The organism is Modestobacter sp. VKM Ac-2986, from assembly GCF_026967795.1.
Taxonomy (GTDB): Bacteria; Actinomycetota; Actinomycetes; order Mycobacteriales; family Geodermatophilaceae; genus Modestobacter.
The window spans coordinates 43,476-65,988 of sequence record NZ_JAPVBH010000006.1 but is presented as its reverse complement, the minus strand read 5'-3'; the positions used below and the strand labels follow the sequence as shown (position 1 = coordinate 65,988).

Below are 22,513 nucleotides of genomic sequence, written 5' to 3'. Positions count from 1 at the left end.
GACGACGAAGGCCCTCTCCTCCGGTGCGGAGGAGAGGGCCTTCGTCGTCGTCGTTCGGTCAGGCGCTGAGTCGCTGGCTGCGGGTGCGGTTCTCCCGGGCCTGCCGCCAGGCGTCGACCCAGCGGGGCGCGGTGTGCTCGGTCAGGTGACCGGCCAGCACCGCCTCGCGGTCGGCCTCGGCGAGCTCACGCCGGCGGTCGGGGTCCTTGACGGCGGCGGTGAGGGCCGTGGCCCAGTCACGGGGCGACTTCGCCCGCCGGCCCAGCCCGAGCCGCTCGTACTCCGCGCTCGGAGAGCGGACCGCGTAGACCCCGCGGGCGGCGTACTCGAGCACCTTGAGCCAGCTCTTGGCGGCGTTGAAACGGTCGTCACGCAGCGGGGCGATGCCGATGTCGAGCGCCTCCCCCACCAGCCCCAGGTACTCCTCGACGTCCGCGACCCACGGGACGGTCTCCGGGTCGCGGGTCAGCCGCAGCCGCTCCCGGGCGTCGTCGGCGGCGCCCACCACCAGGAAGCGGCTCCGCCCGCTGGTCCGCTCCAGCGCCTGCTCCAGCCCGGACTCCATCACCTGCAGGTCGTAGGGGTGCACCCCGACCGACCCGGTCCAGCCGATGGTGACCGTCTCCGGGTCGCGTGCGTAGGCCGGCGGCAGTTCGGCGATCCGGCGCGGGATGGCGTTGGGCACCACGACGCCCCGCCCGCGGGGGGCGTACTCGCCCAGCAGCGCCGGGGTGGACACCGTGACCAGGTCGGCCTCGCGGGCGCAGGCCAGGGCCAGCTTCGCCATGCCGCCGCGCACGAGCGTGTCGTGCCCGGTGTGGCCGTAGGGCACCGCGGAGAAGAGGTCGTCCATCTCCACGACCACGGCGACGCCCTGGGCCTGCAGCAGCCGCACGATCTGCAGCATCGCCACCGTCTTGGGCAGCTGCAGCACGACGACGTCGGCACCCCGGGCGTCGACTGAGCCGATGGAGAGCTCGGCGTCGCCGGGGCGCTGGACCAGCGTGGTGGAGATGCCGTGGCTGAGGGTGACGTCCACCCCCAGACCGGCCTCCTGCACCGCCCGCGCGGGTTCGGTCATGCGGTGGTACTTGGAGCCGCTGAATACGGTGGTGCACAGCAGGACGTTCACGGTCGCGGGGTCCTCCCCGGTCGGGCCTCGGCCCACCTCCCCTCACCGGCCAGACTGCCGCCTGGTCCGTGGAGGTGGGCCCGCGCCACGCGGCGCAGGAGACGTCGGTCCCGGTATCGGCACCGCGCGCACCCGCCGGCACCACGCCGACCGCTGCGACCTGCCCGGACACCCGCTCGTGCCACCCGCCCGAGGGAGTCCGGGAAATCTCTGCGTTTCGGCTCAAGGACGGTGCCCCGGGCGCCGTTACAGGTGAGGCAACGCCCCGCAGCACGGATGCAGCGGGTACCACCCAGAAAACCCACTTCCACGGAGGAACACCATGGGTCTCAGCGTCAACACCAACGTCGCCGCCATGAACGCTTACCGCAACCTGTCGGTGACGGACGGCCAGATGAGCAAGTCCCTGGAGAAGCTCTCCTCCGGGTTCCGGATCAACCGCGCCGCCGACGACGCGGCCGGCCTGGCCATCTCCGAGGGTCTCCGCTCGCAGATCGGTGGCCTCAAGGTCGCCTCCCGCAACGCCCAGGACGGCATCTCGGTCGTGCAGACCGCAGAAGGCGCCCTGACCGAGACGCACTCGATCCTGCAGCGCATGCGTGACCTCGCGGTGCAGGCCAGCAACGACGGCTCGCTGTCCGACACCGACAAGGCGAAGGCCAACGAGGAGTTCACCGCCCTCAAGTCCGAGCTGGACGACATCGCCACGAAGACCACCTTCAACGGCACCAACCTGCTCAACGGCACCTACACGGCCAAGAACTTCCAGGTCGGCTCCAACGCCGGCGAGACCCTGTCGCTGTCCATCGGCAACATGGGCGCCTCCGGCCTGTCGGTCAACGCCTCGGCCATCGGCACCGCCGCCGGCGCCTCGGCGGCCATCACCGCCGTGAACACCGCCATCGGCACCGTCTCCACCGAGCGCGCCAAGCTGGGTGCCACCCAGAACCGCCTCGAGCACAAGATCAACAACCTGAACGCCACGGTCGAGAACCTGTCTGCGTCGGAGAGCCGCATCCGCGACACCGACATGGCCCAGGAGATGACCAACTTCTCCCGGACCCAGATCCTGAGCCAGGCCGGCACGGCCATGCTGGCCCAGGCGAACCAGTCCACGCAGGGTCTGCTCTCCCTCCTGCGCGGCTGATCGACCCGCACCACCTGAGCACCACCCGGTGAGGGGGGAGGCCCCACGGCCTCCCCCCTCATCGGCGTCCTCCCCCCCACCGCAGGTCACCACCGCGAGCCCGAGAGCAGAGGAACCGACATGGCCGGCATGAGCGTGAGCACGGGCCTGATCTCGGGCATCAACTACGACACGATGATCAGCCAGCTGATGCAGATCGAGGCGAACCCGCAGAAGCTGCTGCAGAACAAGCTGGTCGACGTCAAGGCCGACGCCGCCGCCTACCGCGCCGTCAACACCAAGTTCGACGCGCTGCGCAGCGCAGCCGAGGCCATGACCAGGTCGGCCACCTTCGCCGCCGCGAAGGCGAGCAGCTCCAGCCCCGACGTCGTCGCGACCGCCGGGACCACCGCCACGCCGGGCTCGTCCATCACCTTCACGGTCAGCTCGCTCGCCGGCACGCACAGCATGGTCAGCGGCAGCCAGTGGAGCTCCCGGACCGCCTCGGCCACCGCCGACGGCTCCGCGTGGTCGATGACCGTCACCAACTCCGCCACCCAGGCCGCCACCTCGATCGCCGTCCCCGCCGGCGCCACGCTCGCCGATGCCGCGTCCGCCATCAACGGCGCGAAGGCCGGCGTCACCGCGTCGGTCGTCCAGCTGGGGGCGAACGAGTTCCGGCTGCAGCTCACCGCCAGCACCGGCGGCGCCGCGGGCGCCTTCGACGTCACCGGCTCCGGGCCCGCCACGGGGTTCCTGCTCAACGACCAGGGGCGCAACGCCCAGCTCACGCTGGGCAGCGGCCTGACGGCCAGCTCCACCAGCAACGTGTTCACCGACCTGCTGCCCGGTGTGACCATCACCGCCGCCAAGGTCGACGGCTCGACGGTCACCGTCGGCGTCGCCAGCGACCCGAGCGCCGTCGCCGACAAGGTGAAGGCGCTCGTCGACGCCGCCAACGGGGTGCTGTCCGCGATCGCCACCCAGACCGACACCGCCGCGGGCAGCAAGGCCGCGCTCAAGGGCGACAGCACGCTGCGCTCGCTGACCAGCTCGGTCCTGTCGACCATCTCCACGTCCATCGGCGGCGCCTCGGCCTCCACCGTGGGCATCTCGCTGACCCGCGACGGCAAGCTCGCCTTCGACTCCGCGAAGTTCACCGCCGCGCTCGCCGCCGACCCGGCGAAGGTGCAGGCCCTGGTCAACGGGACCGACGCCACCGCCGGGCCGAACGGGACGACCGGGGACGCCGACGACACCGTCGCCGTCCAGGGCGTCGCCCAGCGGCTGCTCGAGCTGTCCAAGCAGGCGAGCAACACCACGACCGGCATCCTGACCCTGCGGGCCAAGGGCGAGGACGAGCGGGCCGCCGGCCTGACCGGCCAGATCTCGGACTGGGACCGTCGGCTGGAGCTCCGCGAGGCCAGCATCACCGCACGGTTCACCGCCATGGAGACCGCCCTGGGCACGCTGCAGAGCAAGTCGTCCTGGCTGTCCTCCCAGCTCGCGTCCCTGTCGAAGAGCTCCTGACCCACCGCTCCCCCGGAGGAAACCCGATGAGTGCCGCCACCCTGCGGAACCGCTACCTCGGCGATGCCGTCAGCACCGCCTCGCCCCAGCGCCTGCTGGTGATGCTCTACGACCGGCTCGCCCTGGACCTCGAGCGGGCCGAGTCGGCACTGACCACCGGCGACCGCGAGCAGGCCAACAACCTGCTCCAGCACGCCCAGGACATCGTGCTGGAGCTCCAGTCCAGCCTGCAGGTCGAGTCGTGGGAGGGCGGTCCCCGCCTGTCCGCGCTCTACACCTGGCTGCACGGCGAGCTGGTACGCGCCAACGTCAAGGGCGACCTGCGCCGCGTGGGTGACTGCCGCAAGATCGTCGAGCCGCTGCGCGACGCGTGGCGGGAGGCCGCGGCCTCCCTCGCCTCGAGCCCCGCATGACCGCCGGCCACGCCTCCCGCAACCGGGTCGGGGACTCCCCCGTCGCCCACGGTGGGGCGCGGAACTGGCCGGCCGTCCTCGACGCGCTCGAGGGCGACGTCTTCGAGGCCGAGGCGACCCTGGCCCGCGGCCGGGCCGACGAGATCGCCGCCTGGGGTCGCCGGTCCACCGACTGGATCCCCCCGAGCAACCTGGGCCCGCTGCCCGACGACCTGCGCGAGCGCGCTGCCCGGCTGCTCCAGCACCAGCTGGCCGTCGCCGAGGCCCTGGTCGAGCGGATCACCCAGTCGCAGAAGCAGCGTGACGTGGCCGCCCGGATGTCCTACGCACCGACCCGCCCCGTCGCCTCCTTCATCGACCGGGCCCTGTAGCTCCCACCAGCCCCACCGCACTCCCCCGTCCCCCGGGGCCAAAAGCGCGACTTTGGCCCCGGGGGACGTGTGCATTGTGTGACTGCATGCATCCGATCGGGTGCATGTGGTCATGATCGGCGCCCGCCCTGCCGAGAAGGCAGGAGCACGGAACGCACCATTCGCCACGGATCGGCGGCCCCTCGCTCCCAGGACCCCCTGGGCGCGCGTCCCGCCGTACCCGGAGGAACCCCGTGCTCCGTCGCTCCCTGCCGAGCGTCCGGTGATCATCACCGACTCGACCATGACCGCGCTGCACGCGTCCCTGACCGGACTCCAGCAGCGTCAGCGCGTCACCGCCGACAACATCGCCAACGTCCAGACGCCGGGCTTCCTGGCCGGCCGGGTGGACTTCGAGTCGGCCCTGCAGAACGAGATCGCCAACGGCGAGACCCCCGTGGTCGGCCGGTCGATGACGAGCCGTTCGCTGGACCCGACCCGCACCGACGGCAACAACGTCAACCTGGACACCGAGACGGTGATCGCCACCGAGACCGGCCTGCGCTACCAGCTGTCGATCAGCGCCCTCGACGGCAAGTACGCCCTCCTCCGCTCCGCACTCCGGACGCAGTGACGTGGCCGCCTTCGACACCCTGGGCATCGCCGGGTCCTCGCTGTTCGTCCACCGCAAGTGGATGGACGCCGTCTCGGACAACATCGCCAACATCAACACCGTCAACCCGGCCGGCGAGGACGCCTTCCAGGAGCGGATGGTCGTCGCCCAGGCGGTCGACTACGGCTCCGGTGAGGGCGGCGTCCGCGTCGCGCGCACCGAGCTGGGCTCGGCCGAGGGCCGGATGGTCTACGAGCCGGGCAACCCGCTGGCCGACGCCGAGGGCTACGTCCGCCGCCCCGACATCGACCTCGGCGACCAGATGACCCAGCTCCTCATGGCCCAGCGCGGCTACCAGGCGAACCTCGCCACCATCAAGAGCGCCACCGAGGCCTATCAGATGGCCCTGCAGCTCGGGAAGGGCTGACCATGACCTCGCCGATCTCCGCCATCTCCGCGTTCACCGCCGGGATGCCCACGCCGAACATCGACGGGACGTCCGGTGTCTCCGGCGTCTCGATGAGCCCGTCGGCGACCTCCGCCGTCGGCGACGGCGGGTTCGCCGACGTCCTGACCGGCCAGATCGACCAGCTCAACGCCGTCCAGGGCAACGTGGACAGCCTGGCGCTGAAGGCGGCCACCGGCGACCTGCGCGACGCCCACGACTACATGATCGCCAGCACCGAGGCCCGCCTGGCCACCGACACCGTGGTCACGCTGAAGAACTCCGCCGTCGCCGCCTTCACCGAGATCATGAGGATGCCGGTCTGATGCCCCCCGCCCTCGCCGGCCCGCTGAACCGGGTCAAGACGCTGCTGTCGACGATCAGCGTCGGGCAGAAGATCGTGATCGGCCTGCTGCTGGCCGGTCTGCTGCTCGGCGGCTTTGTCTTCACGCGCTGGATCACCGCGCCGACCCTGTCGCCGCTGTTCAGCAACCTGGCCTCGGCCGACGCCTCGGCGATCGTCGAGGAGCTCACCGCCCAGGGCGTGCCCTACCAGCTGGCCGACGGGGGCGGGACGATCATGGTCGCCCAGGACGCGGTGTACGACCTGCGCCTGGCGATGAGCGGGAAGGGCCTGCCCGAGGGCAACGAGACCGGGTACGCGCTGCTGGACAAGCAGGGCATCACCACCAGCGAGTTCCAGCAGCAGGTGAGCTACCAGCGGGCGCTGGAGGGCGAGCTGTCGACCACCCTCAAGGCGCTGGACGGCGTGCGGTCCGCGGTCGTGCACGTCGCGATGCCCAAGGACGACGTCTTCGCCACCGACGAGGGCGAGCCCACCGCCTCGGTGCTGCTGGACCTGGCTCCGGGCGCGGAGCTGGGCGGCGAGCAGATCACCGCCGTCACCCACCTGGTCTCCTCCAGCATCCAGGGCATGGCCCCGGACGCGGTCACCGTCGCGGACTCCACAGGAGCCGTGCTGTCGGCCGCCGGCGAGGGCGTGACCGGTGGCGGGGGCGACGCCCAGGCCGAGGCCGAGCAGGGCTACGAGGCCCGGCTGGCGGCCAACGCCCAGCAGATCCTGGACCGGGTCGCCGGGCCGGGGAGGTCGGTGGTCTCCGTCCGGGCCGACCTGGACTTCTCCAAGCGGGACACCACCAAGGAGAGCTACCAGTACAACCCGGCCAACGTGCCCACGTCGGAGACCCGCACCACCGAGGAGTACACCGGCACCGCCGGTGCCGTCGGTGGCGTGCTGGGCGCCGAGGACACGGCCGGCACCCCCGGCGGCGACTCCGCCTACAACAAGGAGTCGACCACCACGAACAACCCCGTCGACAAGACGGTGGAGACGGTGCAGAACGCCCCCGGCGACGTGCAGCGGCTGACCGTCTCGGTGGCCATGGACTCCGCCGCGGCCGGCGGGCTGAACCAGCAGCAGGTGCAGGACCTGGTGAGCACCGCCATCGGGCTGGACATCGCCCGCGGCGACGCGATCACGGTGGCCACGATGGCCTTCGACACCTCCGCCGCCGAGCAGGCCGCCGCCGACCTCGCCGCCGAGCGGGAGGCCGAGGAAGCCGCCCAGATGTGGTCGATGATCAAGACCGGCGGCATCGCGCTGGGCATCGCCCTGCTGGTGCTGGTCGTCTGGCTCCGCTCGCGGCGCAACCGCGAGGAGTACGAGGAGCTCGAGGACGAGCCCCTGGACTACGAGCGCATCCAGGTCGAGAGCATCCGCGACCCCGAGCTCGACGACCGCGCGGCCCAGCTGGCCAACGCGCAGCGGGAGAAGGTCCGCGGCGAGATCTCCGAGATGGTCAGCGACCGTCCCGACGAGGTCGCCACCATGCTGCGCGGCTGGTTCGCCGAGTCGAGGTGACACCGCGACGCCGACGGGCCGGGTCCGACCGGACCCGGCCCGTCGGCGTCCCGGACTGCCGATGGAAGAAGGGGACGCCGAACGCGTCCGGTGACAGGAGGACTGAGCAGTGAGCATCGCCGGGACGACACCGCGTGAGCGAGCATCGCAGGGAGCGCCAGCGACCGAGGAGCGGAACGAGCGCGGGGTCCGGCCATGAGCATCGCCAGCGTCGAACAGCTCGTCGGGATGCCGGCGACCGCCCAGATCGCGGTCCCCCGCAGGGAACTGCCCGGGCTGCGCAAGGCAGCGGTGTTCCTCGCCCAGCTGTCCAAGGAGGAGGCCGGCGCCGTCCTGGCGCAGCTGCGCCCCTCCGAGGTCGAGCAGCTGACCGGTGAGCTCATGCGGCTGCAGGGCGTGGACGGCGCCGACGTCGACGACGTCCTCACCGAGTTCCACACGCTGATGAACGCCCGGCGCTTCGTGGGCACCGGCGGCGTGGAGTTCGCCCGCGAGGTCCTCGCAGCCGGGCTCGGCGAGGAGCGGGCCGACGGCATCCTGTCCCGGCTCAACGTCGTCTACACCGAGCTGCCCTTCGCATCGCTGCGCAACAGCGACGTGCGGCAGCTGGTCACCTTCCTCAAGGACGAGCACCCGCAGGTGGTCGCCCTCGTGCTCGCCCACCTGCCCGCGCCGCAGTCGGCCGAGGTGCTGTCGGGCTTCCCGCCGGACCAGCAGGCCGACGTCGCCTACCGGATCGCGATGATGGACCGCACCGCCCCGGAGATGGTCCGGATGGTCGAGGAGGAGCTCGGCCGCCGGATGGGGTCGCTGCTGGCCTACCAGGACATGGCCACCGTCGGCGGCGTGGAGACCCTGGTCGAGATCATCAACCGCTCCTCCCGGCCCACCGAGCGCTCGATCCTGGAGTGGCTGGAGAAGAGCGACCCCGAGCTCGCCGAGCGGATCCGCTCGCAGATGTTCGTCTTCGAGGACATCGTCACGATCGACGACCGGTCGCTGCAGCTGGTGCTGCGCGACGTCGAGGCCAACGACCTGGCCACCGCGCTCAAGGGCGTCAAGCAGGACGTCCGGGACAAGGTGGTCCGCAACCTCTCCGAGCGTGCCGGGGAGAACCTCCTGGAGGAGATCGAGCTGCTCGGCCCGGTGCGCACCCGCACCGTCGAGGAGGCCCAGGCCAAGATCGTCGCGGTCATCCGCGTGCTCGAGGAGCAGGGCGTGCTGACCATCTCGCGTGGCGGGGACGATGACTTCGTCGCGTGAGACGTTGCTCCTGCGCGGGGCCTCGGCCGCCGACGCCGTCCCGTACCAGCGGGCGCAGGGCGCCCCGACGTGGGGACGGCGCTCGGGCCCCCGGGGCGCGACCGACGGCGCCGCCCCGCAGGCCCCGACCGCCGAGCCGGTGCCGGCCCCCCGCGACGAGGTCCCCCCGGTCACCGCGCCCCGGGCGCCCGTCCCGCCGGTCCGGGTCGCCCCGGTCCCGGTCCCCGACGCCGCCGCCCGCGCCGACGCCGCCTCCACCACCCGGGTCGGGCTGCGGCTGGGCGAGGTCTACGCCGAGCAGCTGGCCAAGCTGCGCGAGGAGGCCCGCCGCGCCGGCTGGGCCGCCGGCCACGCCGAGGGCCTGGTCGCCGCCGAGGCCGTGGTCCGCGCCGCCGAGCAGGCCGCCGAGGAGCGGCTCGCCGCGGTGCAGGCCCGCTGGGAGCGGCGGCTGGCCTCGGCCACCGCCGCGATGGGCGCTGCGGTCGAACGCCTCGACGCCACCGCCGTGCCCGTCGTCGACCAGCTGCGCGAGGACGTGCTGGACATGGTCGTGCTGCTCGTCGGCGACCTGCTCGGCCGCGAGGTCGCCCTCGCCGACAGCGCCGGCATGGACGCCGTCCGCCGCGCCCTCGTCCTCTGTCCCACCGACGTCCCGGTCCGCGTGCGGCTGCACCCCGACGACCTCGCCGAGGTCCCCGCCGAGGCGCTCGCCTCGCTGCCCGGGTCGGTCACCGTGGTCGGCGACGAGACCGTCGAGCGCGCCGGGGCCCTGGCCGAGGCCGGCACCCAGCGCGTCGACGCCCAGCTGTCGGCGGCCTTCCAGCGGGTCCGCGAGGTGCTCCGCCCGTGAGCGCCACCGAGGTCCTGACCCGCGCCCGCGCGGCCGCCCGCCCGCAGCTCACCGGCATGGTGACCGGCGCGATGGGGCTCACCCTCACCGTCGAGGGCGTCGCCGCCGCGGTCGGTGACCTCGTGGAGGTGGCCACCGGGCCGCGGCCGCTGCTGGCCGAGGTCGTCGCCCTGAGCAAGGACCGGCTGACCTGCATGCCGCTGGGCGACCTGTCCGGGGTGCGCTCCGGCGCCCGCGTCCGGGCCACCGGCATGCCGCTGCAGGTGCCCGTCGGCGAGCAGCTGCTCGGCCGCGTGCTCGACGGCCTGGGCCGGCCGATGGACGGCGGACCGCCGCTGGGCGGCACCACCCGCTTCGTCGACCTCACCAGCGAGACGCCCAACGCGCTGACCCGCGCCCGGGTCGACCGGCAGCTGGCCACCGGGGTCCGCGCGCTGGACACCCTGGTCCCGATCGGGCGCGGCCAGCGCCTGGGCATCTTCGCCGGCTCCGGCGTGGGCAAGTCGACCCTGATGAGCCAGATCACCCGCGGCACCGACGCCGACATCCGGGTGATCGGGCTGATCGGCGAGCGCGGGCGGGAAGTCCGGGAGTTCCTCGAGGAGGACCTGGGCCCGGAGGGCATGGCGCGCACCGTCGTCGTCGTCGCCACCTCCGACGAGCCGCCGCTGGTGCGGCTCAAGGCCGCGTTCGTGGCCACCCGGATCGCCGAGGGCTTCCGCGACCAGGGCCGCGACGTGCTGCTGATGATGGACTCGATCACCCGCACCGCCATGGCCCAGCGCGAGGTCGGCCTGTCCGCGGGTGAGCCGCCGGCCACCCGCGGCTACCCGCCGAGCGTCTTCGCGATGATGCCCAAGCTGCTGGAGAAGGCCGGGACGTCGACCACCGGGTCGATCACCGGGCTCTACACCGTGCTGGTGGAGGGTGACGACCACAACGAGCCGATCGCCGACACCGCCCGGTCGATCCTGGACGGGCACGTGGTGCTCACCCGCAAGCTCGCCACCCAGGGCCACTTCCCGGCCATCGACGTCCTGGAGTCGATCTCCCGGGTGGCCACCACGATCGTGCCGGGTGCGCAGATGACCGACGCCCGGGAGGTGCGCCGGATGATGGCCGCGCTGCGCGACGTGCGGGAGCTCATCGAGATCGGCGCCTACCAGACCGGCACCGACCCGCTCGTGGACCGCGCCCGCCGGCTGGTGCCGGCGATCGACGCCTTCCTGCGGCAGTCGGTCGAGGACGCCACCCCGCCACCGGAGGCGTTCGCCCGACTGCACGCCCTCGCCACCGCCGCATGAGCCCCCGTCGCGGGACCACCGGCGACCCCGGCACCGCGTCGTGAAGCAGCCCGCCTTCCGGCTGGAACCGGTGCTCCGGCTGCGCCGCACCGAGGAGCGGACCGCCGCCCTCGCGGCCGCCCAGGCCGCCCAGCAGGCCACCGAGGCGGCCGAGCGGGCCGAGCGGGCCGCCGTCGCCCTGACCTCCCGGGCGCTGCCCGCGCACCCCTCCGGCGGTGCGTTCATCGCCGCGATGGTCGCGTCGGCCGCCGCGGCTGCCGATGTGTCTGCTGCACGGGCACTCGCACTCGCCCAGGCGGAGCAGGCCGAACTGGTGCGCGCACGGTGGACAGCCGCCGCGCAGCGCACCAAGGCCCTGGAACGCCTGCGGGAGCGGCACGTGTCCGCACTGCAGACAGCCGCCGACGCGGCCGAGGCCCGGGCGATCGACGACCTGGTCACCGGCGCGCACAGCACCCGGACGACGGAGGAGGAGGAGACGTGGACGGACTAGCCGCGGTCCAGAGCCGGATCAGCGCGATCCACGCCCGCTTCCTGCCGCCGGTGCCCGCGGCGCCGGCCGCCTCCTGGACCAGCGCCGCCACGGCCGCCGGGCTCACCGGCACCGCCTCGGCCACCGCCGCCCCCGCGCCCGCGACCGCCCCGGCCGGCGCCGACACCGGGACCGGCGCGGAGGTCGTGGGCGCGGCGACGAAGTACCTCGGCGTCCCCTACAAGTGGGGCGGCACCGACGCCTCCGGGCTGGACTGCTCCGGGCTGGTCCAGCGGGTCTACGCCGACCTGGGCATCGACCTGCCGCGCACCTCCGCGCAGCAGGCCACCGCCGGCCGCCCGGTCGCCTCCCTCGCCGAGGCCCAGCCCGGCGACCTGGTCCTGTTCGACCACTCGTCCTCCCGCGCCGGCATCGACCACGTGGGCATCTACCTCGGCGGCGGCAAGATGATCGCCGCGCCCCAGGAGGGCGAGGTGGTGAAGGTGCAGGACGTCGGCACCCCGACCCTCATCCGCCGGGTGCTGCCCGACGGCGCGGCCGCCGCGACCGCTCCGCCCGCCGGCGGCGGGGCCCTCGCCGGCCTCCCCTACGCCGACCTGTTCGCCTCCGCCGGCGCGCGGCACGGGGTCTCCCCCGCGCTGCTGGCCGCGGTCGCGAAGACCGAGTCGGGCTTCGACAGCTCGGCGGTCTCCCCGGCCGGCGCCCGGGGCCTCATGCAGTTCATGCCGGCCACCGCGAAGAGCCTGGGCGTCGACGCGGGCGACCCGGCGTCCTCCATCGACGGCGCGGCCCGCTACCTCAGCAGCCTCACGCAGCAGTTCGGCTCGACCGAGCTCGCGCTCGCCGCGTACAACGCCGGCCCCGGTGCGGTGAGCCGCGCCGGTGGCGTGCCGCCGTACGGCGAGACGAAGTCCTACGTCCAGAAGGTCACCGACACCGCGAAGGCCTGGTCATGACAGCTCCCTCGGTCCTCCCCCCGGTGCCGGCCGCGACCCGCGCCGGCGCCCGCCATGCGGCGTCCTCGTCCCCGGACAGCGCCCCGGCCTTCGCCAGCGCGCTCGACAGCGCCCTGCAGACCAGCCGCGACACCCCCCGCGACAGCCGCGCCGACGACGCGGCCCGCGCCCGCGCCCGCAGCGACCGCGCCACGACCGACGCGACGGACCGCACCCCGGTCCGGGACGACGCGACAACGCCGGCCACCGACGCCACCACGACCGACCCCGCGGACGGCGAGCGACCCGCGGAGGACACCGAGCCCGCGACCGACGCCGCCGTCCCCGTCCCGCTGCCGCCGGGCCTGTGGGCGCTGCTGGCCGCCGCGGCCCCGGTGGCCACCGCGCCCGCCGGGGAGGTCGCCGACCCCGCCGCGGCCCTGCCCGCCGCCGTCGTCGTCGCGGCCACCGTGGCCGGCCCCACCGGCGAGCTGCCGGCCGCCACGCTGCCCGTCCCCGCGCTCACCGTTCCCCCGCTGCCCGTCCCGGCGACCGGCCCAGCCGTCCCGCAGCCGGGGGCCGGTGTCCCCGCCGACCCGGCTGCCGCCGTCGACCAGGACCCCGCACTCCCCGCCCTCACCGTCGTCCTCGACCCGGCGCCGGTCACCACCTCCGGCCCGGGCACCGGGCCCGGTACCTCGCCGGCCGGCGAGGTGACCCCGCTGCTGCTCCCGCCCCCGGCGTGGGCGGGCACCTCCGCCGGCACCCCCGACGGCTCGTCGGACGAGCCCACCGCCCCGGCCGCGCCCGCAGCCGAGGCGCCCGCGGTCACCGTCGACACCGAGCCGGCGTTCACCCTGGGCGCTGCGGCACCGGCCGCGTCCACCGCGCCGGCCGCTGCGGCGACCCCCGCCGTCCCCGTCCCGCAGCCGCCCGTCGCCGAGCAGCTGGGCCGGCACCTCGCGGTGCTGCGCCACGCCCCCGACGGCAGCCAGACGATGACCGTCGTCGTCACCCCCGACGACCTCGGCCCGGTCACCGTCGCGGTGACCGTCACCGACGGCGCGCTCGACCTCTCCCTGCTCGGCGCGCACGACGCGAGCCGGCGGGCCCTGCTCGACGCCCTGCCCGACCTGCGCCGCGACCTCGAGGGCGCCGGCCTCTCGCTGAACTCGCTCGAGGTGGGCACCGCCCCCGGCGACGGCGGCGCCGGCTCGCGCTCGGCCCAGCAGCAGCTGCTGGACGCCCGCGCCGGGCAGCAGGGCGCGGGCCAGCCCGGCCAGCAGGCCCCCCGCGGCCGCGCCTGGGGAGCTGCTCCGGAGCACCTGACCACCGGCACCCCGACCACCGACACGTCCACGTCGTCCGGCGTGGACGTCCGCGTCTGACCAGGAGGCCGCTCGATGACCACCCCGATCACCGGCACCGTCGGCACCCCGACGCAGACCGCCAGCCCCAGCGCCGACCGCGCCGACCAGATGGGCAAGGACACCTTCCTCAAGCTCCTGGTCGCCCAGATGCGCTTCCAGGACCCCAGCAACCCGACCAGCAGCAGCGAGTTCATGGCCCAGACCGCGACCTTCACCCAGGTGGAGAAGCTCGAGGAGATCGCGGCCCAGAACGCCGAGCTGCTGACCCTGCAGCGCTCGCTGAGCGCCGGTGCGCTGGTGGGCAAGCACGTCGCCTACACCGACGACACCGGGACCACGCTCACCGGCGCGGTGTCCTCCGTGCTCGTCGCCGCCGGCTCCGAGCCCCAGGCGATCGTCGGGGGCAAGTCCGTGCCGCTGGGCCGGATCACCGAGATCACCGTCGCCGAGGTGGCCACCCCCGTCACCACCCCCCCGGCGAGCACGCCGTCCAGCACCACGCCGCCCGCCGGCTGACCCCGGGGCCGCCGCGCCCGCCCACCACCCCGCTCACCGACCACGAGGAGTCCTCCCGTGCTGCGTTCCATGTTCTCGGCCATCTCCGGCCTGCGCGCCCACCAGACCAAGCTCGACGTCGCCGGCAACAACATCGCCAACGTCAACACCGTCGGCTTCAAGGGCAGCCAGACCGTCTTCGAGGACACCCTGTCGCAGGTGCTGCGCAACGGGTCCTCGCCGCAGGGCGACACCGCCGGCACCAACCCGGCGCAGGTCGGCCTGGGCGTCAAGGTCGCCGGCATCACCACGAACTTCGGTCAGGGCTCGACCCAGAACACCGGCCGCGCCAGCGACTTCATGATCAGCGGCGACGGCTTCTTCGTCACCAAGCAGGGCAACGAGAACCTGTTCACCCGCGCCGGGTCCTTCGACCTGGACGGCGTGGGCAACCTGGTCACCCCCGACGGGGCGAAGCTGCAGGGCTGGACGGCGGGCGCCGACGGCACCGTCGACGTCAACGGCCCGATCGGTGACCTGCGGATCCCCTCCGGCCAGGTGCTCGCCCCGGTCGCCACCACCGGCTTCGCGCTCGGCGGCAACCTGTCCGCGGCGGGGTCGACCACCCCGGTCACCTCGCAGATCAGCGTCTACGACGACCTGGGCAACGCCCACCCGGTCAGCGTCACCATGACCAAGCTGGCAGGGGCGAACACCTGGTCGGTGGAGTTCGCCGACGCCTTCTCCGGCTCGCCGGTGCCGATGGCCTCCAACCCCCCCACCATCACCTTCAACGCGGACGGCACGCTGCCCGCCGGTCAGGCCCCCCTCACCCTCACCGGCCCGTCCGGCCCCGTGACCGTCGACCTGGCGAACCTGACCCAGTTCGGCGGCAAGAACGACGCCGCGGCGAAGACCACCGAGGACAGCGGCTCGGCGATGGGCGTCCTGCAGGGCTACTCGCTCAGCAACGACGGCACGATCGTCGGCACCTACTCCAACGGGCTCAAGCAGTCCCTCGGCAAGCTTGCCCTGGCCACCTTCACCAACCCCGGCGGGCTGGAGAAGGCCGGCAACAGCTCCTTCCGCGCGGCCGGCAACGCCGGCAACCCGCTGATCGGCGCGGCCGGCACCGGCGGGCGCGGCTCCCTGTCGGCCGGGGCGCTGGAGATGTCCAACGTCGACCTGGCCGAGGAGTTCACCGGCCTGATCGTGGCCCAGCGCGGCTTCCAGGCCAACAGCCGCGTGATCACCACCTCCGACGAGATCCTGCAGGACCTGGTCCAGCTCAAGCGCTGATGACCGGCCCCGGCGGCCCGCTCACCCCCGCGGGGGGATCGGGCCGCCGGGCTCAAGCACCCCGCACCACCTCCCGATGACACCAGTGCGACGGCGACGACGCCCGCACCGGCAGCCGTCGCCCCGACCCCAGGAGCTCCCCCGTGATCCGTCTGACGCGCCTCAACGGCGAGCACTTCGTGCTCAACGCCGAGCTGATCCAGCGCGTAGAGGGCCACCCCGACACCGTGGTCACGCTCCGGGACGACACCAAGTACGTCGTCACCGAGACCGTCGACCAGGTCGTCCGCGAGGTCCGCGACTACCGCGCGGGCATCCAGGCGGTCGCCTTCCAGATGGACCGCGGTGAGTACCGCCCGCCCACGACCACAGATCTGAAGGGGACCGAGAACGCCTCGGTCGTGCCCTTCCCGAGCCGAGACGAGCGCTGACCCATGGACCCCGCCACCCTGATCGGGTTCGTCATCTCCCTGGTCGCCTTCTTCGTCTTCATGGTCCTGGAGGGCGCCGACCCCACGTCGCTGATCTTCCTCCCGGCGATCATCCTGGTCATCATCGCGACCTTCGGGGCCGCGCTGGCCAGCCAGACGATGGCCGACCTGAAGAAGATCCCGACCTGGTTCAAGATGGCCCTGGTGCCGGGCAAGGTGCCGCCGGCCACCGAGCAGATCCAGGTCCTGGTCAGCCTGGCCGAGAAGGCCCGCAAGGAAGGCCTGCTGGCCCTCGAGGCCGAGGTCAAGAAGATCGAGTCGCCGTTCCTCAAGCGCGGTCTGCAGATGAGCATCGACGGCACCGACCCCGAGGACCTGCGCACCATCCTCGAGGGCGAGATCACGGCCAAGAAGACCGAGGACAAGGTCGCCGCCAAGTTCATGAACAACATGGGCGGCTACGCGCCGACCATCGGCATCCTCGGCTGCATCGTCGGCCTGATGAACGTCATGGGCAGCCTCAGCAACCCCGAGGCGCTGGGCCCGATGGTCTCCGCGGCGTTCATCGCCACCCTGTGGGGCGTCATGGCGGCCAACTTCTGGTTCCTGCCGATGGGCGCCAAGATCCTGCGCGTCAGCGCGCTGGAGGCCGCCCAGATGGAGCTGCTCGTCGAGGGCATCGCCGAGATCCAGGCCGGCACCAGCCCGCGCACCGTGCGGGCCAAGCTCACCTCCCTCGTGCCGCCCAGTGAGCAGGAGCGCGAGGCGGCATGAGCAAGACCGGCAAGAGCGGGAAGGGCGGTCACGGCGGCCACGGCGGCCGGGCCAAGAAGCACGAGGAGCACGAGGAGCACGAGAACCACGAACGGTGGCTGGTGTCCGGCTTCGACATGATGACGCTGCTGTTCGTGCTGTTCGTGGTGCTGTACGCGATGAGCTCCATCGACGCGGCGAAGTTCACCGCCTTCGCCGAGGGCGCCCGCGAGGGCGGCGGGGCGCCGGTCACCATCCTCAACGACGGCGCCGCCATCGACGCCCCGACGGAGAACGACAGCCCGCTCAAGCCGGTCCAGGTCGCCCAGGAGGCCGCGATCGACGGCACCGCGCAGACCGCGGCCGAGGCCGCGGCCGCCGAGGCGGTCGCCGCCGACCAGGCGGAGCGGACCGCCGCGGAGGCGAAGGCGGTCTACGACCAGCTGGCGGCGGCACGTGAGGCCCTGGCGGCCGCGGTCGCCGCGGCCGGCCAGGCCGGGTCGGCGGAGTTCGTCATCGACGAACGCGGTCTGGTCGTGCGGGTGGTCTCCGACCCGGTGCTCTTCGAGCCGGAGTCCGCCGTGCTGCTGCCCGCCGGGAAGACGGTGCTGGACGCGCTGGCGCCCGGGCTGTCCGCGCTGCCCAACCCGCTCCGCGTCGAGGGGCACGCCAACTCGCTGCCGGTCACCCGCGGCGGCCCTTGGCCGTCGAACTGGGAGCTGTCGGCGATCCGCGCCACCACGGTGCTGCGGCACCTGTCCGAGGCCGACGGCCTCGCCGAGGACCGGATGTCGGCGGCCGGCTACGGCAGCACCCGGCCGCTGGTCCCCGACAGCGACCCCAGCTTCGTCACCGTCAACCGGCGGGTGGACATCGTCGTGGCGTCCACCGCGTCCCCCGGGGCCAACGCCCTGCTCCCCGGGCTGGAGGCGGCGGCACAGGACGGCACCGCCGCACCGGCCGCGGGCACGCAGGGGGCCACCACGGTCAGCACCACCGAAGACGCAGGTCACGGCACCACCGACTCCGAGGGAGGACACGGATGAGCAAGGACAGGACCACGAAGGACGCCAAGCCCGCGGACGAGGAGGGCACGAAGGGCGGCAAGAAGAAGCTGCTGATCATCGGGCTGGTCGCCGTCCTGGCGATCGGTGCGGCGGCGTACTTCTTCGTCTTCAGCGGCAGTGGCGAGGCCGAGGCGGAGCCCGCCCCCGAGGCCGGCACCGTGGTGCTCGCCGTCGAGCCGGTGGCGATCAACCTCGCCGGCGGCAGCTACCTCAAGCTGGGCTTCACCCTCCAGATGTCGGCCGCCTACGACCTGCACGCCGGCGGCGGGCACGGCGCCGGCGCCAAGCCCGACGGCTCCAAGGCCATGGACATCGCCATCTCGCAGTTCTCCGGTGCGGCCCTGCCCGACGTGCAGAACAACCGCGAGGCGATGAAGGCCCACTTCGAGGAGGCCGTCATCGAGGCCTACCACGGCGACGTCTACGAGATCTGGTACACGAGCTACGTCACCCAGTAGACGAAGGACCCCCTCGCCCCCCGGCACTCGCCAGCTCGTGCCGGGCCCCTGCGAGGGGGCCGGCCAGCACCACTCCTGACGCTTCACCCCCACCGGGGCGCTCCCGTACCAGCCGGTGCCGGTTCCCCGGTGCCGGCTGGTCCCCGGCGGTCAGGGTCCCCCCGGGCCCCGCCGATGAGGACATGCGTGAGCCTGTCCGACATCGCGGCCGACGCGCCCAGCGTCCCTGCCCCCCGGAGCCCGGAGGGGCAGGGGCGCTCGCGCCGTCGCGTACCGCGCACGTACGACTTCCGCCGCCCGACGAAGCTCTCCCGTGAGCACGTCCGCATCCTGCAGATCGCGCAGGAGAACTTCGCCCGCCAGGCGACCACCACCCTGACCTCGATGCTGCGCACCGGGGCCCGGATGGAGCTCGTCGGCATCGAGCAGTTCTCCTACGACGACTACATCGCCACCCTGCCGCCGTCCTACTTCCTCGCCGTCTTCACCCTGGAGCCGCTCCCGGGCAAGGGCCTGCTGGCCTACCCGCTGGAGACGGCGATGGCGATCGTCGACCACATGCTCGGCGGGTCCGGCGAGGGCGAGCAGCCCGTCCGGCCGATGACCGGCATGGAGAGCGCCATCACCGGCCACCTCCTCGACCGGCTGCTCGGCGAGCTGGCCGAGGCCTTCGCGCACATCACGCCACTGCAGCCGGTCGTCGACGGCGTCGAGTACAACCCGCAACTGGCCCAGGCCGCCTCGGGGTCCGAGACGGTCATGGTCGGGTCCTACAGCCTGCGCATCGGCGAGCGCGAGCCCGAGGCCACCCTCGTGCTGCCCTTCGCCGCCTTCGCGCCGTCGCTGACCAACGCGGCGTCCCCGCAGCTGTCGGAGTCCGCGCGGCACAAGCGGCAGCGCGCCTTCGAGGCGCTGACCGAGCGGCTCAACGACGTCCCCGTCGACGTCAGCGTGCGGTTCAACCCGATCGTCGTGCCCTCCGGCGACCTGCTGTCGCTGGCCGAGGGCGACGTCCTGCTGCTGCGGCACGCGCAGGACTCCCCGCTGGAGGTCACGACCAACGACGTGGTCTTCGCCCAGGCACTCCCGAGCAACCACCGGCGCCGTCTGGCCGCCGAGATCGTCCCCGACACCGGCACCGGCGAACAGGATCGACCATGACCACCGCCTTCAGCACCCCGTCCGACTCCGACACCATCGCCGCCGCGGTCGCCGCCGCCGCGCAGGCCGCAGCGGCGGCCATGCCCGCCGAGCTGGACCTGCGCGCCGGGGACGCCGTCGCCGACCCGGAGGCGGTCCCGCTGCCCCCGGCCCCCGGCGCGGCCGTCACCGCCGCACTGGGCGGCGAGGTCAGCGGCGACATCGTGCTGGTGCTCTCGGAGGAGATCGTCAGCGCGCTGACCAACTCCCCCGTCGGCGCCATGGACGTCGCGACCGCGCTGCGCCCCGCGCTCGAGGCCGCCGCCGCCGCGCTGGGCAAGGTCCGGGTCGCCGCCGAGCGGGTCGAGGACGTCGTCCCCGCACTCGACGGCCTGCGCGACAAGGGCGTCTTCCTCGCCGTCCCGCTGCTGCAGGGCAACGAGATCTGCGCGACGCTCGCCCTGCAGGTCACCCTGCCCCGTCCGCGCGAGCGGCGCGGCAGCCTGGACCTGCTGCGCAACGTGGCCATGGAGGTCACCGTCGAGATCGGCCGCACGCGGATGACGGTCGCCGAGCTGCTCTCCCTGCACCCGGGCGAGGTCATCGAGCTGGACCGGGCCGCAGGCGCACCGGCCGACCTGCTGGTCAACGGCACGCTCATCGCCCGCGGCGAGATCGTGGTCGTGGACGAGGACTTCGGGCTGCGGATCAGCGAGATCGTGACCGACTCCGGCGAGTACGGGGCGCCGGGCGCATGACCACGAAGACGATGAGCGAGCGAGCATCGCAGGGAGCGCCAGCGACCGAGGAGCGGAACGAGCTCGGAGTCGAGTCATGACGTGGATGGTCATCCGCCTGGTGCTGTGCCTGGGGCTCATCGCCGGGGTGCTGTTCTACGCGAGCAAGCTGGCGCAGAAGCGCGGGCTCGGCGGTGCCACCGGCGTCATCGAGGTCGTCGCGCGGCAGCGGATGGGCCGTGCCAGCACCGTCTCGGTGCTGCGCGTGGCCGGCCGGGTGCTGGTCGTCGGCTCGACCGAGGAGCAGGTCACCCTGCTGGCCGAGGTGGAGGACGAGGAGCTGCAGGCCGCGCTGGCCGCCCAGCTCGGGCCGGCCAAGGCCAGCACCGACGGTGAGCCGGTGCCGATGACCCGGCGGATCCCGGTGCCCACGGGCCCGGGCGCGCTGGCCGGCTCGGTCCTGGACAAGAGCACCTGGACGTCGGTCGTGCAGGAGCTGCGCGAGCGGACGGTGCGCCACTGATGGCCACCTCCCTCGGGATGCCGGCCGCCGCCCACCGCGTCCGCCGCCTCTCGTGGCTGATGCCGCTGCTGATGCTGGCCGTCACCGGCGCCCTGTTCGCGCTCGCCGGGCCCGCACTCGCCGCCCCGACCGCACCCGTCGCGCCCAGCGAGCCGGTCGCCCCCGTCGTCGACGGCGGCGGCCTGGACATCTCCATCGGCGGGGACAGCCCCAGCAGCGCGGTGACCCTGATCCTGGCGATCACCGTGCTGTCGATCGCGCCCTCGGCGCTGCTGCTGGTCACCTCGTTCACCAAGATCCTCGTGGTGCTGGCGCTGACCCGCAACGCACTGGGCCTGCCCACCTCGCCGCCGAACCAGGTGCTGACCGGGATCGCGCTGTTCTTGACGATCTTCGTGATGGGGCCGGTGTTCGGCGACATCAACGACGTCGCCGTGCAGCCCTACCTCGACGGCTCCATCTCGGCCTCGGCCGCCTACGACAGCGGCGTCGCGCCGCTGAAGACCTTCCTGCTGGACAACACCCGCGACGACGAGCTCAAGATGATGATCGGGCTGTCGGGTGAGGAGCGGCCGGCCGACGAGGCGTCGGTGAGCATGCTGACCCTGGTGCCGGCGTTCGTGTTCTCCGAGCTCAAGAGCGCCTTCATCATCGGGCTGGTCGTGTTCATCCCGTTCCTGGTGCTGGACATGCTGGTCAGCGCCGCACTGATGGCGATGGGCATGATGATGGTCCCGCCGACGGTCGTGTCGCTGCCGTTCAAGCTGCTGCTGTTCGTGGTCGTCGACGGGTGGTCGCTGATCGCCTCGGCCCTCGTGGGGTCCTACGCATGAGCGACGCGGACGTCACCGACATCGCCGTCAAGACCATGATCCTCGGGGCCAAGGTGGCCGCCCCGGTGCTGCTGACCGCGCTGCTCGTCGGCTTCCTGATCTCGCTGTTCCAGGCGGCGACCCAGATCCAGGAGCCCACCCTCTCCTTCGTCCCGAAGATCATCGCGGTGGCCATCGTGCTGCTGGTGACCGGCAACTGGGTGCTGGCGGAGCTGGTCTCCTTCACCAACCAGCTGTTCGAGTCGTTGCCGCGGTTGCTCGGCCGGACCTGAGGTCACGATGGACCTGTCTGTCCCCTCGGCCACGCTGGCGGCGCTGCTGCTCGCCAGTGCGCGGGCCACCGGGTTCATCGTCATGGCACCGCCGTTCAACTCCGGCAGCATCCCCAAGCCGGCCAAGGCCGCGCTCGCCCTGGCGCTGTCGCTGGTCGCCTTCCCGCACATCGTCGGCACCGTGCCGGAGGTGACCGCCGGGTTCCTGGTCGTCACGGCGATCACCGAGGCGGTCATCGGCGCGGCGCTGGGCTTCATCGTCCAGCTGTTCTTCGCCGCCGTGCAGCTGGCCGGCGACCTCATCGACGTGACCGGCGGCTTCACCATGCAGCCGGCCTACGACCCGCTGTCGCTCAGCTCGCACGGCGTGATCGGCCGGCTGCACCACCTGCTGGCGATCACCCTGCTGTTCACCAGCGGCGCGCACATGCTGCTGGTGCGCGGGTTCGTCACCTCTTACCAGGGGCTGCCCCTCGGCGGCTCGCTGCCGGCCGAGCAGCTCGGGCCGGTGATGCTGACGGCGTTCTCGATGATGTTCCTGGCCGCCGTGCAGATCGCCGGGCCGATGGTCGCCGTCCTGATGCTGGCCGACGTCGCCCTGGCGCTGCTGTCCAAGGCCGCGCCCGCGCTGAACATCTTCTCGCTGGGCTTCCCGGTCAAGATCATGATCACCCTGACCATGCTCGGGTTGACCTTCCCGCTGCTGCCCTCCGCCCTCGACGGCCTGATGGACAACGCGCTCGAGGCCATCACCTCGCTGCGCAGCGGCTGACGTGCGCGACCACCCGGGAGGAGGTGA

27 protein-coding genes are annotated in these 22,513 nt (G+C 73.1%); 26 read left to right on the top strand and 1 reads right to left on the bottom strand.

Annotated features, from left to right (window positions below):
* Positions 1–58: 58 nt before the first annotated feature.
* The gene (locus O2W14_RS15740; protein ID WP_269177054.1) at positions 59–1,081 is read right to left on the bottom strand and encodes a glycosyltransferase family protein; all 1,023 of its coding nucleotides are present in this window, start codon (positions 1,079–1,081) and stop codon (positions 59–61) included.
* Between the two features lie 373 nt (positions 1,082–1,454).
* On the opposite strand from O2W14_RS15740, the gene O2W14_RS15735 reads away from it, so the two are divergent.
* The 26 genes from O2W14_RS15735 (at position 1,455) to fliR (ending at position 22,486) form a co-directional block, all read left to right on the top strand.
* Positions 1,455–2,279 (top strand): flagellin N-terminal helical domain-containing protein, encoded by an 825-nt coding sequence (locus O2W14_RS15735; RefSeq protein WP_269177053.1) that lies wholly within the window; start codon positions 1,455–1,457, stop codon positions 2,277–2,279.
* Positions 2,280–2,408: 129 nt separating this feature from the next.
* Positions 2,409–3,788: a flagellar filament capping protein FliD gene (gene fliD, locus O2W14_RS15730; RefSeq protein WP_269177052.1), complete on the top strand. Its 1,380-nt coding sequence runs from the start codon at positions 2,409–2,411 to the stop codon at positions 3,786–3,788.
* 26 nt (positions 3,789–3,814) lie between these two features.
* Positions 3,815–4,201 carry a flagellar export chaperone FliS gene (gene fliS, locus O2W14_RS15725; protein ID WP_269177051.1) on the top strand — a complete coding sequence of 129 codons (387 nt, stop codon included), beginning with the start codon at positions 3,815–3,817 and terminating at the stop codon, positions 4,199–4,201.
* A complete protein-coding gene (locus O2W14_RS15720) occupies positions 4,198–4,572 on the top strand; it encodes a hypothetical protein (protein WP_269177050.1) in 375 nt (124 codons plus the stop codon). The genes fliS and O2W14_RS15720 overlap by 4 nt, the downstream gene beginning before the upstream one ends.
* A gap of 262 nt (positions 4,573–4,834) precedes the next feature.
* Positions 4,835–5,185 (top strand): flagellar basal body rod protein FlgB, encoded by a 351-nt coding sequence (locus O2W14_RS15715; RefSeq protein ID WP_269177049.1) that lies wholly within the window; start codon positions 4,835–4,837, stop codon positions 5,183–5,185.
* Position 5,186: 1 nt separating this feature from the next.
* On the top strand, positions 5,187–5,591 hold the full coding sequence (locus O2W14_RS15710) for a flagellar basal body rod protein FlgC (RefSeq protein ID WP_269177048.1): 405 nt from the start codon (positions 5,187–5,189) through the stop codon (positions 5,589–5,591).
* 2 nt (positions 5,592–5,593) lie between these two features.
* Positions 5,594–5,935: a flagellar hook-basal body complex protein FliE gene (locus O2W14_RS15705; RefSeq protein WP_269177047.1), complete on the top strand. Its 342-nt coding sequence runs from the start codon at positions 5,594–5,596 to the stop codon at positions 5,933–5,935.
* Positions 5,935–7,491, top strand: coding sequence for a flagellar basal-body MS-ring/collar protein FliF (gene fliF, locus O2W14_RS15700; RefSeq protein ID WP_269177046.1), 1,557 nt, complete (start codon positions 5,935–5,937; stop codon positions 7,489–7,491). The genes O2W14_RS15705 and fliF overlap by 1 nt, the downstream gene beginning before the upstream one ends.
* A gap of 195 nt (positions 7,492–7,686) precedes the next feature.
* Complete coding sequence (fliG, locus tag O2W14_RS15695) at positions 7,687–8,754, top strand: flagellar motor switch protein FliG (protein WP_269177045.1); 1,068 nt, start codon at positions 7,687–7,689, stop codon at positions 8,752–8,754.
* Positions 8,738–9,604, top strand: a complete 867-nt coding sequence (locus O2W14_RS15690; RefSeq protein WP_269177044.1) for a FliH/SctL family protein — start codon at positions 8,738–8,740, stop codon at positions 9,602–9,604. Before fliG ends, O2W14_RS15690 begins: the two co-directional genes overlap by 17 nt.
* Positions 9,601–10,908, top strand: a complete 1,308-nt coding sequence (locus tag O2W14_RS15685; protein ID WP_269177043.1) for a FliI/YscN family ATPase — start codon at positions 9,601–9,603, stop codon at positions 10,906–10,908. The genes O2W14_RS15690 and O2W14_RS15685 overlap by 4 nt, the downstream gene beginning before the upstream one ends.
* Positions 10,909–10,948: 40 nt before the next feature.
* Complete coding sequence (locus O2W14_RS15680; protein ID WP_269177042.1) at positions 10,949–11,401, top strand: flagellar export protein FliJ; 453 nt, start codon at positions 10,949–10,951, stop codon at positions 11,399–11,401.
* Entirely contained in the window at positions 11,389–12,357 is a 969-nt protein-coding gene (locus O2W14_RS15675; RefSeq protein ID WP_269177041.1) for a transglycosylase SLT domain-containing protein, read from the top strand. The genes O2W14_RS15680 and O2W14_RS15675 overlap by 13 nt, the downstream gene beginning before the upstream one ends.
* Positions 12,354–13,724, top strand: a complete 1,371-nt coding sequence (locus O2W14_RS15670; RefSeq protein ID WP_269177040.1) for a flagellar hook-length control protein FliK — start codon at positions 12,354–12,356, stop codon at positions 13,722–13,724. Before O2W14_RS15675 ends, O2W14_RS15670 begins: the two co-directional genes overlap by 4 nt.
* A gap of 15 nt (positions 13,725–13,739) precedes the next feature.
* Positions 13,740–14,222 carry a flagellar hook assembly protein FlgD gene (locus tag O2W14_RS15665; RefSeq protein WP_269177039.1) on the top strand — a complete coding sequence of 161 codons (483 nt, stop codon included), beginning with the start codon at positions 13,740–13,742 and terminating at the stop codon, positions 14,220–14,222.
* Between the two features lie 57 nt (positions 14,223–14,279).
* Positions 14,280–15,500 carry a flagellar hook protein FlgE gene (locus tag O2W14_RS15660; RefSeq protein ID WP_269177038.1) on the top strand — a complete coding sequence of 407 codons (1,221 nt, stop codon included), beginning with the start codon at positions 14,280–14,282 and terminating at the stop codon, positions 15,498–15,500.
* Positions 15,501–15,643: 143 nt separating this feature from the next.
* Positions 15,644–15,931, top strand: coding sequence for a flagellar FlbD family protein (locus O2W14_RS15655; protein ID WP_269177037.1), 288 nt, complete (start codon positions 15,644–15,646; stop codon positions 15,929–15,931).
* A 3-nt stretch (positions 15,932–15,934) separates the two neighbouring features.
* Positions 15,935–16,705 carry a motility protein A gene (locus O2W14_RS15650; RefSeq protein ID WP_269177036.1) on the top strand — a complete coding sequence of 257 codons (771 nt, stop codon included), beginning with the start codon at positions 15,935–15,937 and terminating at the stop codon, positions 16,703–16,705.
* A complete protein-coding gene (locus tag O2W14_RS15645) occupies positions 16,702–17,730 on the top strand; it encodes an OmpA/MotB family protein (RefSeq protein WP_269177035.1) in 1,029 nt (342 codons plus the stop codon). Before O2W14_RS15650 ends, O2W14_RS15645 begins: the two co-directional genes overlap by 4 nt.
* Positions 17,727–18,209 (top strand): flagellar basal body-associated FliL family protein, encoded by a 483-nt coding sequence (locus O2W14_RS15640; RefSeq protein ID WP_269177034.1) that lies wholly within the window; start codon positions 17,727–17,729, stop codon positions 18,207–18,209. Before O2W14_RS15645 ends, O2W14_RS15640 begins: the two co-directional genes overlap by 4 nt.
* Before the next feature lie 186 nt (positions 18,210–18,395).
* The gene (locus O2W14_RS15635; RefSeq protein WP_269177033.1) at positions 18,396–19,370 is read left to right on the top strand and encodes a flagellar motor switch protein FliM; all 975 of its coding nucleotides are present in this window, start codon (positions 18,396–18,398) and stop codon (positions 19,368–19,370) included.
* Positions 19,367–20,107: a flagellar motor switch protein FliN gene (gene fliN / locus O2W14_RS15630; protein ID WP_269177032.1), complete on the top strand. Its 741-nt coding sequence runs from the start codon at positions 19,367–19,369 to the stop codon at positions 20,105–20,107. Before O2W14_RS15635 ends, fliN begins: the two co-directional genes overlap by 4 nt.
* Positions 20,108–20,183: 76 nt before the next feature.
* Entirely contained in the window at positions 20,184–20,609 is a 426-nt protein-coding gene (locus O2W14_RS15625) for a FliO/MopB family protein (RefSeq protein WP_269177031.1), read from the top strand.
* Positions 20,609–21,442 carry a flagellar type III secretion system pore protein FliP gene (gene fliP / locus O2W14_RS15620; RefSeq protein ID WP_269177030.1) on the top strand — a complete coding sequence of 278 codons (834 nt, stop codon included), beginning with the start codon at positions 20,609–20,611 and terminating at the stop codon, positions 21,440–21,442. Before O2W14_RS15625 ends, fliP begins: the two co-directional genes overlap by 1 nt.
* Positions 21,439–21,714, top strand: coding sequence for a flagellar biosynthesis protein FliQ (gene fliQ / locus O2W14_RS15615; RefSeq protein WP_269177029.1), 276 nt, complete (start codon positions 21,439–21,441; stop codon positions 21,712–21,714). Before fliP ends, fliQ begins: the two co-directional genes overlap by 4 nt.
* 7 nt (positions 21,715–21,721) lie before the next feature.
* Positions 21,722–22,486: a flagellar biosynthetic protein FliR gene (gene fliR / locus O2W14_RS15610; RefSeq protein WP_269177028.1), complete on the top strand. Its 765-nt coding sequence runs from the start codon at positions 21,722–21,724 to the stop codon at positions 22,484–22,486.
* Positions 22,487–22,513 lie beyond the last annotated feature (27 nt).

What these genes read in the sequence shown, in the direction of transcription:
- O2W14_RS15640 (WP_269177034.1), top strand. Translation starts at nt 17,727, where the DNA reads ATGAGCAAGGACAGGACCACGAAGGACGCCAAGCCCGCGGACGAGGAG.
- fliP (WP_269177030.1), top strand. Translation starts at nt 20,609, where the DNA reads ATGGCCACCTCCCTCGGGATGCCGGCCGCCGCCCACCGCGTCCGCCGC.
- fliG (WP_269177045.1), top strand. Translation starts at nt 7,687, where the DNA reads ATGAGCATCGCCAGCGTCGAACAGCTCGTCGGGATGCCGGCGACCGCC.
- O2W14_RS15670 (WP_269177040.1), top strand. Translation starts at nt 12,354, where the DNA reads ATGACAGCTCCCTCGGTCCTCCCCCCGGTGCCGGCCGCGACCCGCGCC.
- O2W14_RS15705 (WP_269177047.1), top strand. Translation starts at nt 5,594, where the DNA reads ATGACCTCGCCGATCTCCGCCATCTCCGCGTTCACCGCCGGGATGCCC.
- O2W14_RS15665 (WP_269177039.1), top strand. Translation starts at nt 13,740, where the DNA reads ATGACCACCCCGATCACCGGCACCGTCGGCACCCCGACGCAGACCGCC.
- O2W14_RS15625 (WP_269177031.1), top strand. Translation starts at nt 20,184, where the DNA reads ATGACGTGGATGGTCATCCGCCTGGTGCTGTGCCTGGGGCTCATCGCC.
- fliN (WP_269177032.1), top strand. Translation starts at nt 19,367, where the DNA reads ATGACCACCGCCTTCAGCACCCCGTCCGACTCCGACACCATCGCCGCC.
- O2W14_RS15650 (WP_269177036.1), top strand. Translation starts at nt 15,935, where the DNA reads ATGGACCCCGCCACCCTGATCGGGTTCGTCATCTCCCTGGTCGCCTTC.
- O2W14_RS15740 (WP_269177054.1), bottom strand. Translation starts at nt 1,081, where the DNA reads ATGACCGAACCCGCGCGGGCGGTGCAGGAGGCCGGTCTGGGGGTGGAC.
- fliD (WP_269177052.1), top strand. Translation starts at nt 2,409, where the DNA reads ATGAGCGTGAGCACGGGCCTGATCTCGGGCATCAACTACGACACGATG.
- fliQ (WP_269177029.1), top strand. Translation starts at nt 21,439, where the DNA reads ATGAGCGACGCGGACGTCACCGACATCGCCGTCAAGACCATGATCCTC.
- O2W14_RS15735 (WP_269177053.1), top strand. Translation starts at nt 1,455, where the DNA reads ATGGGTCTCAGCGTCAACACCAACGTCGCCGCCATGAACGCTTACCGC.
- O2W14_RS15645 (WP_269177035.1), top strand. Translation starts at nt 16,702, where the DNA reads ATGAGCAAGACCGGCAAGAGCGGGAAGGGCGGTCACGGCGGCCACGGC.
- O2W14_RS15720 (WP_269177050.1), top strand. Translation starts at nt 4,198, where the DNA reads ATGACCGCCGGCCACGCCTCCCGCAACCGGGTCGGGGACTCCCCCGTC.
- fliR (WP_269177028.1), top strand. Translation starts at nt 21,722, where the DNA reads ATGGACCTGTCTGTCCCCTCGGCCACGCTGGCGGCGCTGCTGCTCGCC.
- fliS (WP_269177051.1), top strand. Translation starts at nt 3,815, where the DNA reads ATGAGTGCCGCCACCCTGCGGAACCGCTACCTCGGCGATGCCGTCAGC.
- O2W14_RS15690 (WP_269177044.1), top strand. Translation starts at nt 8,738, where the DNA reads ATGACTTCGTCGCGTGAGACGTTGCTCCTGCGCGGGGCCTCGGCCGCC.
- fliF (WP_269177046.1), top strand. Translation starts at nt 5,935, where the DNA reads ATGCCCCCCGCCCTCGCCGGCCCGCTGAACCGGGTCAAGACGCTGCTG.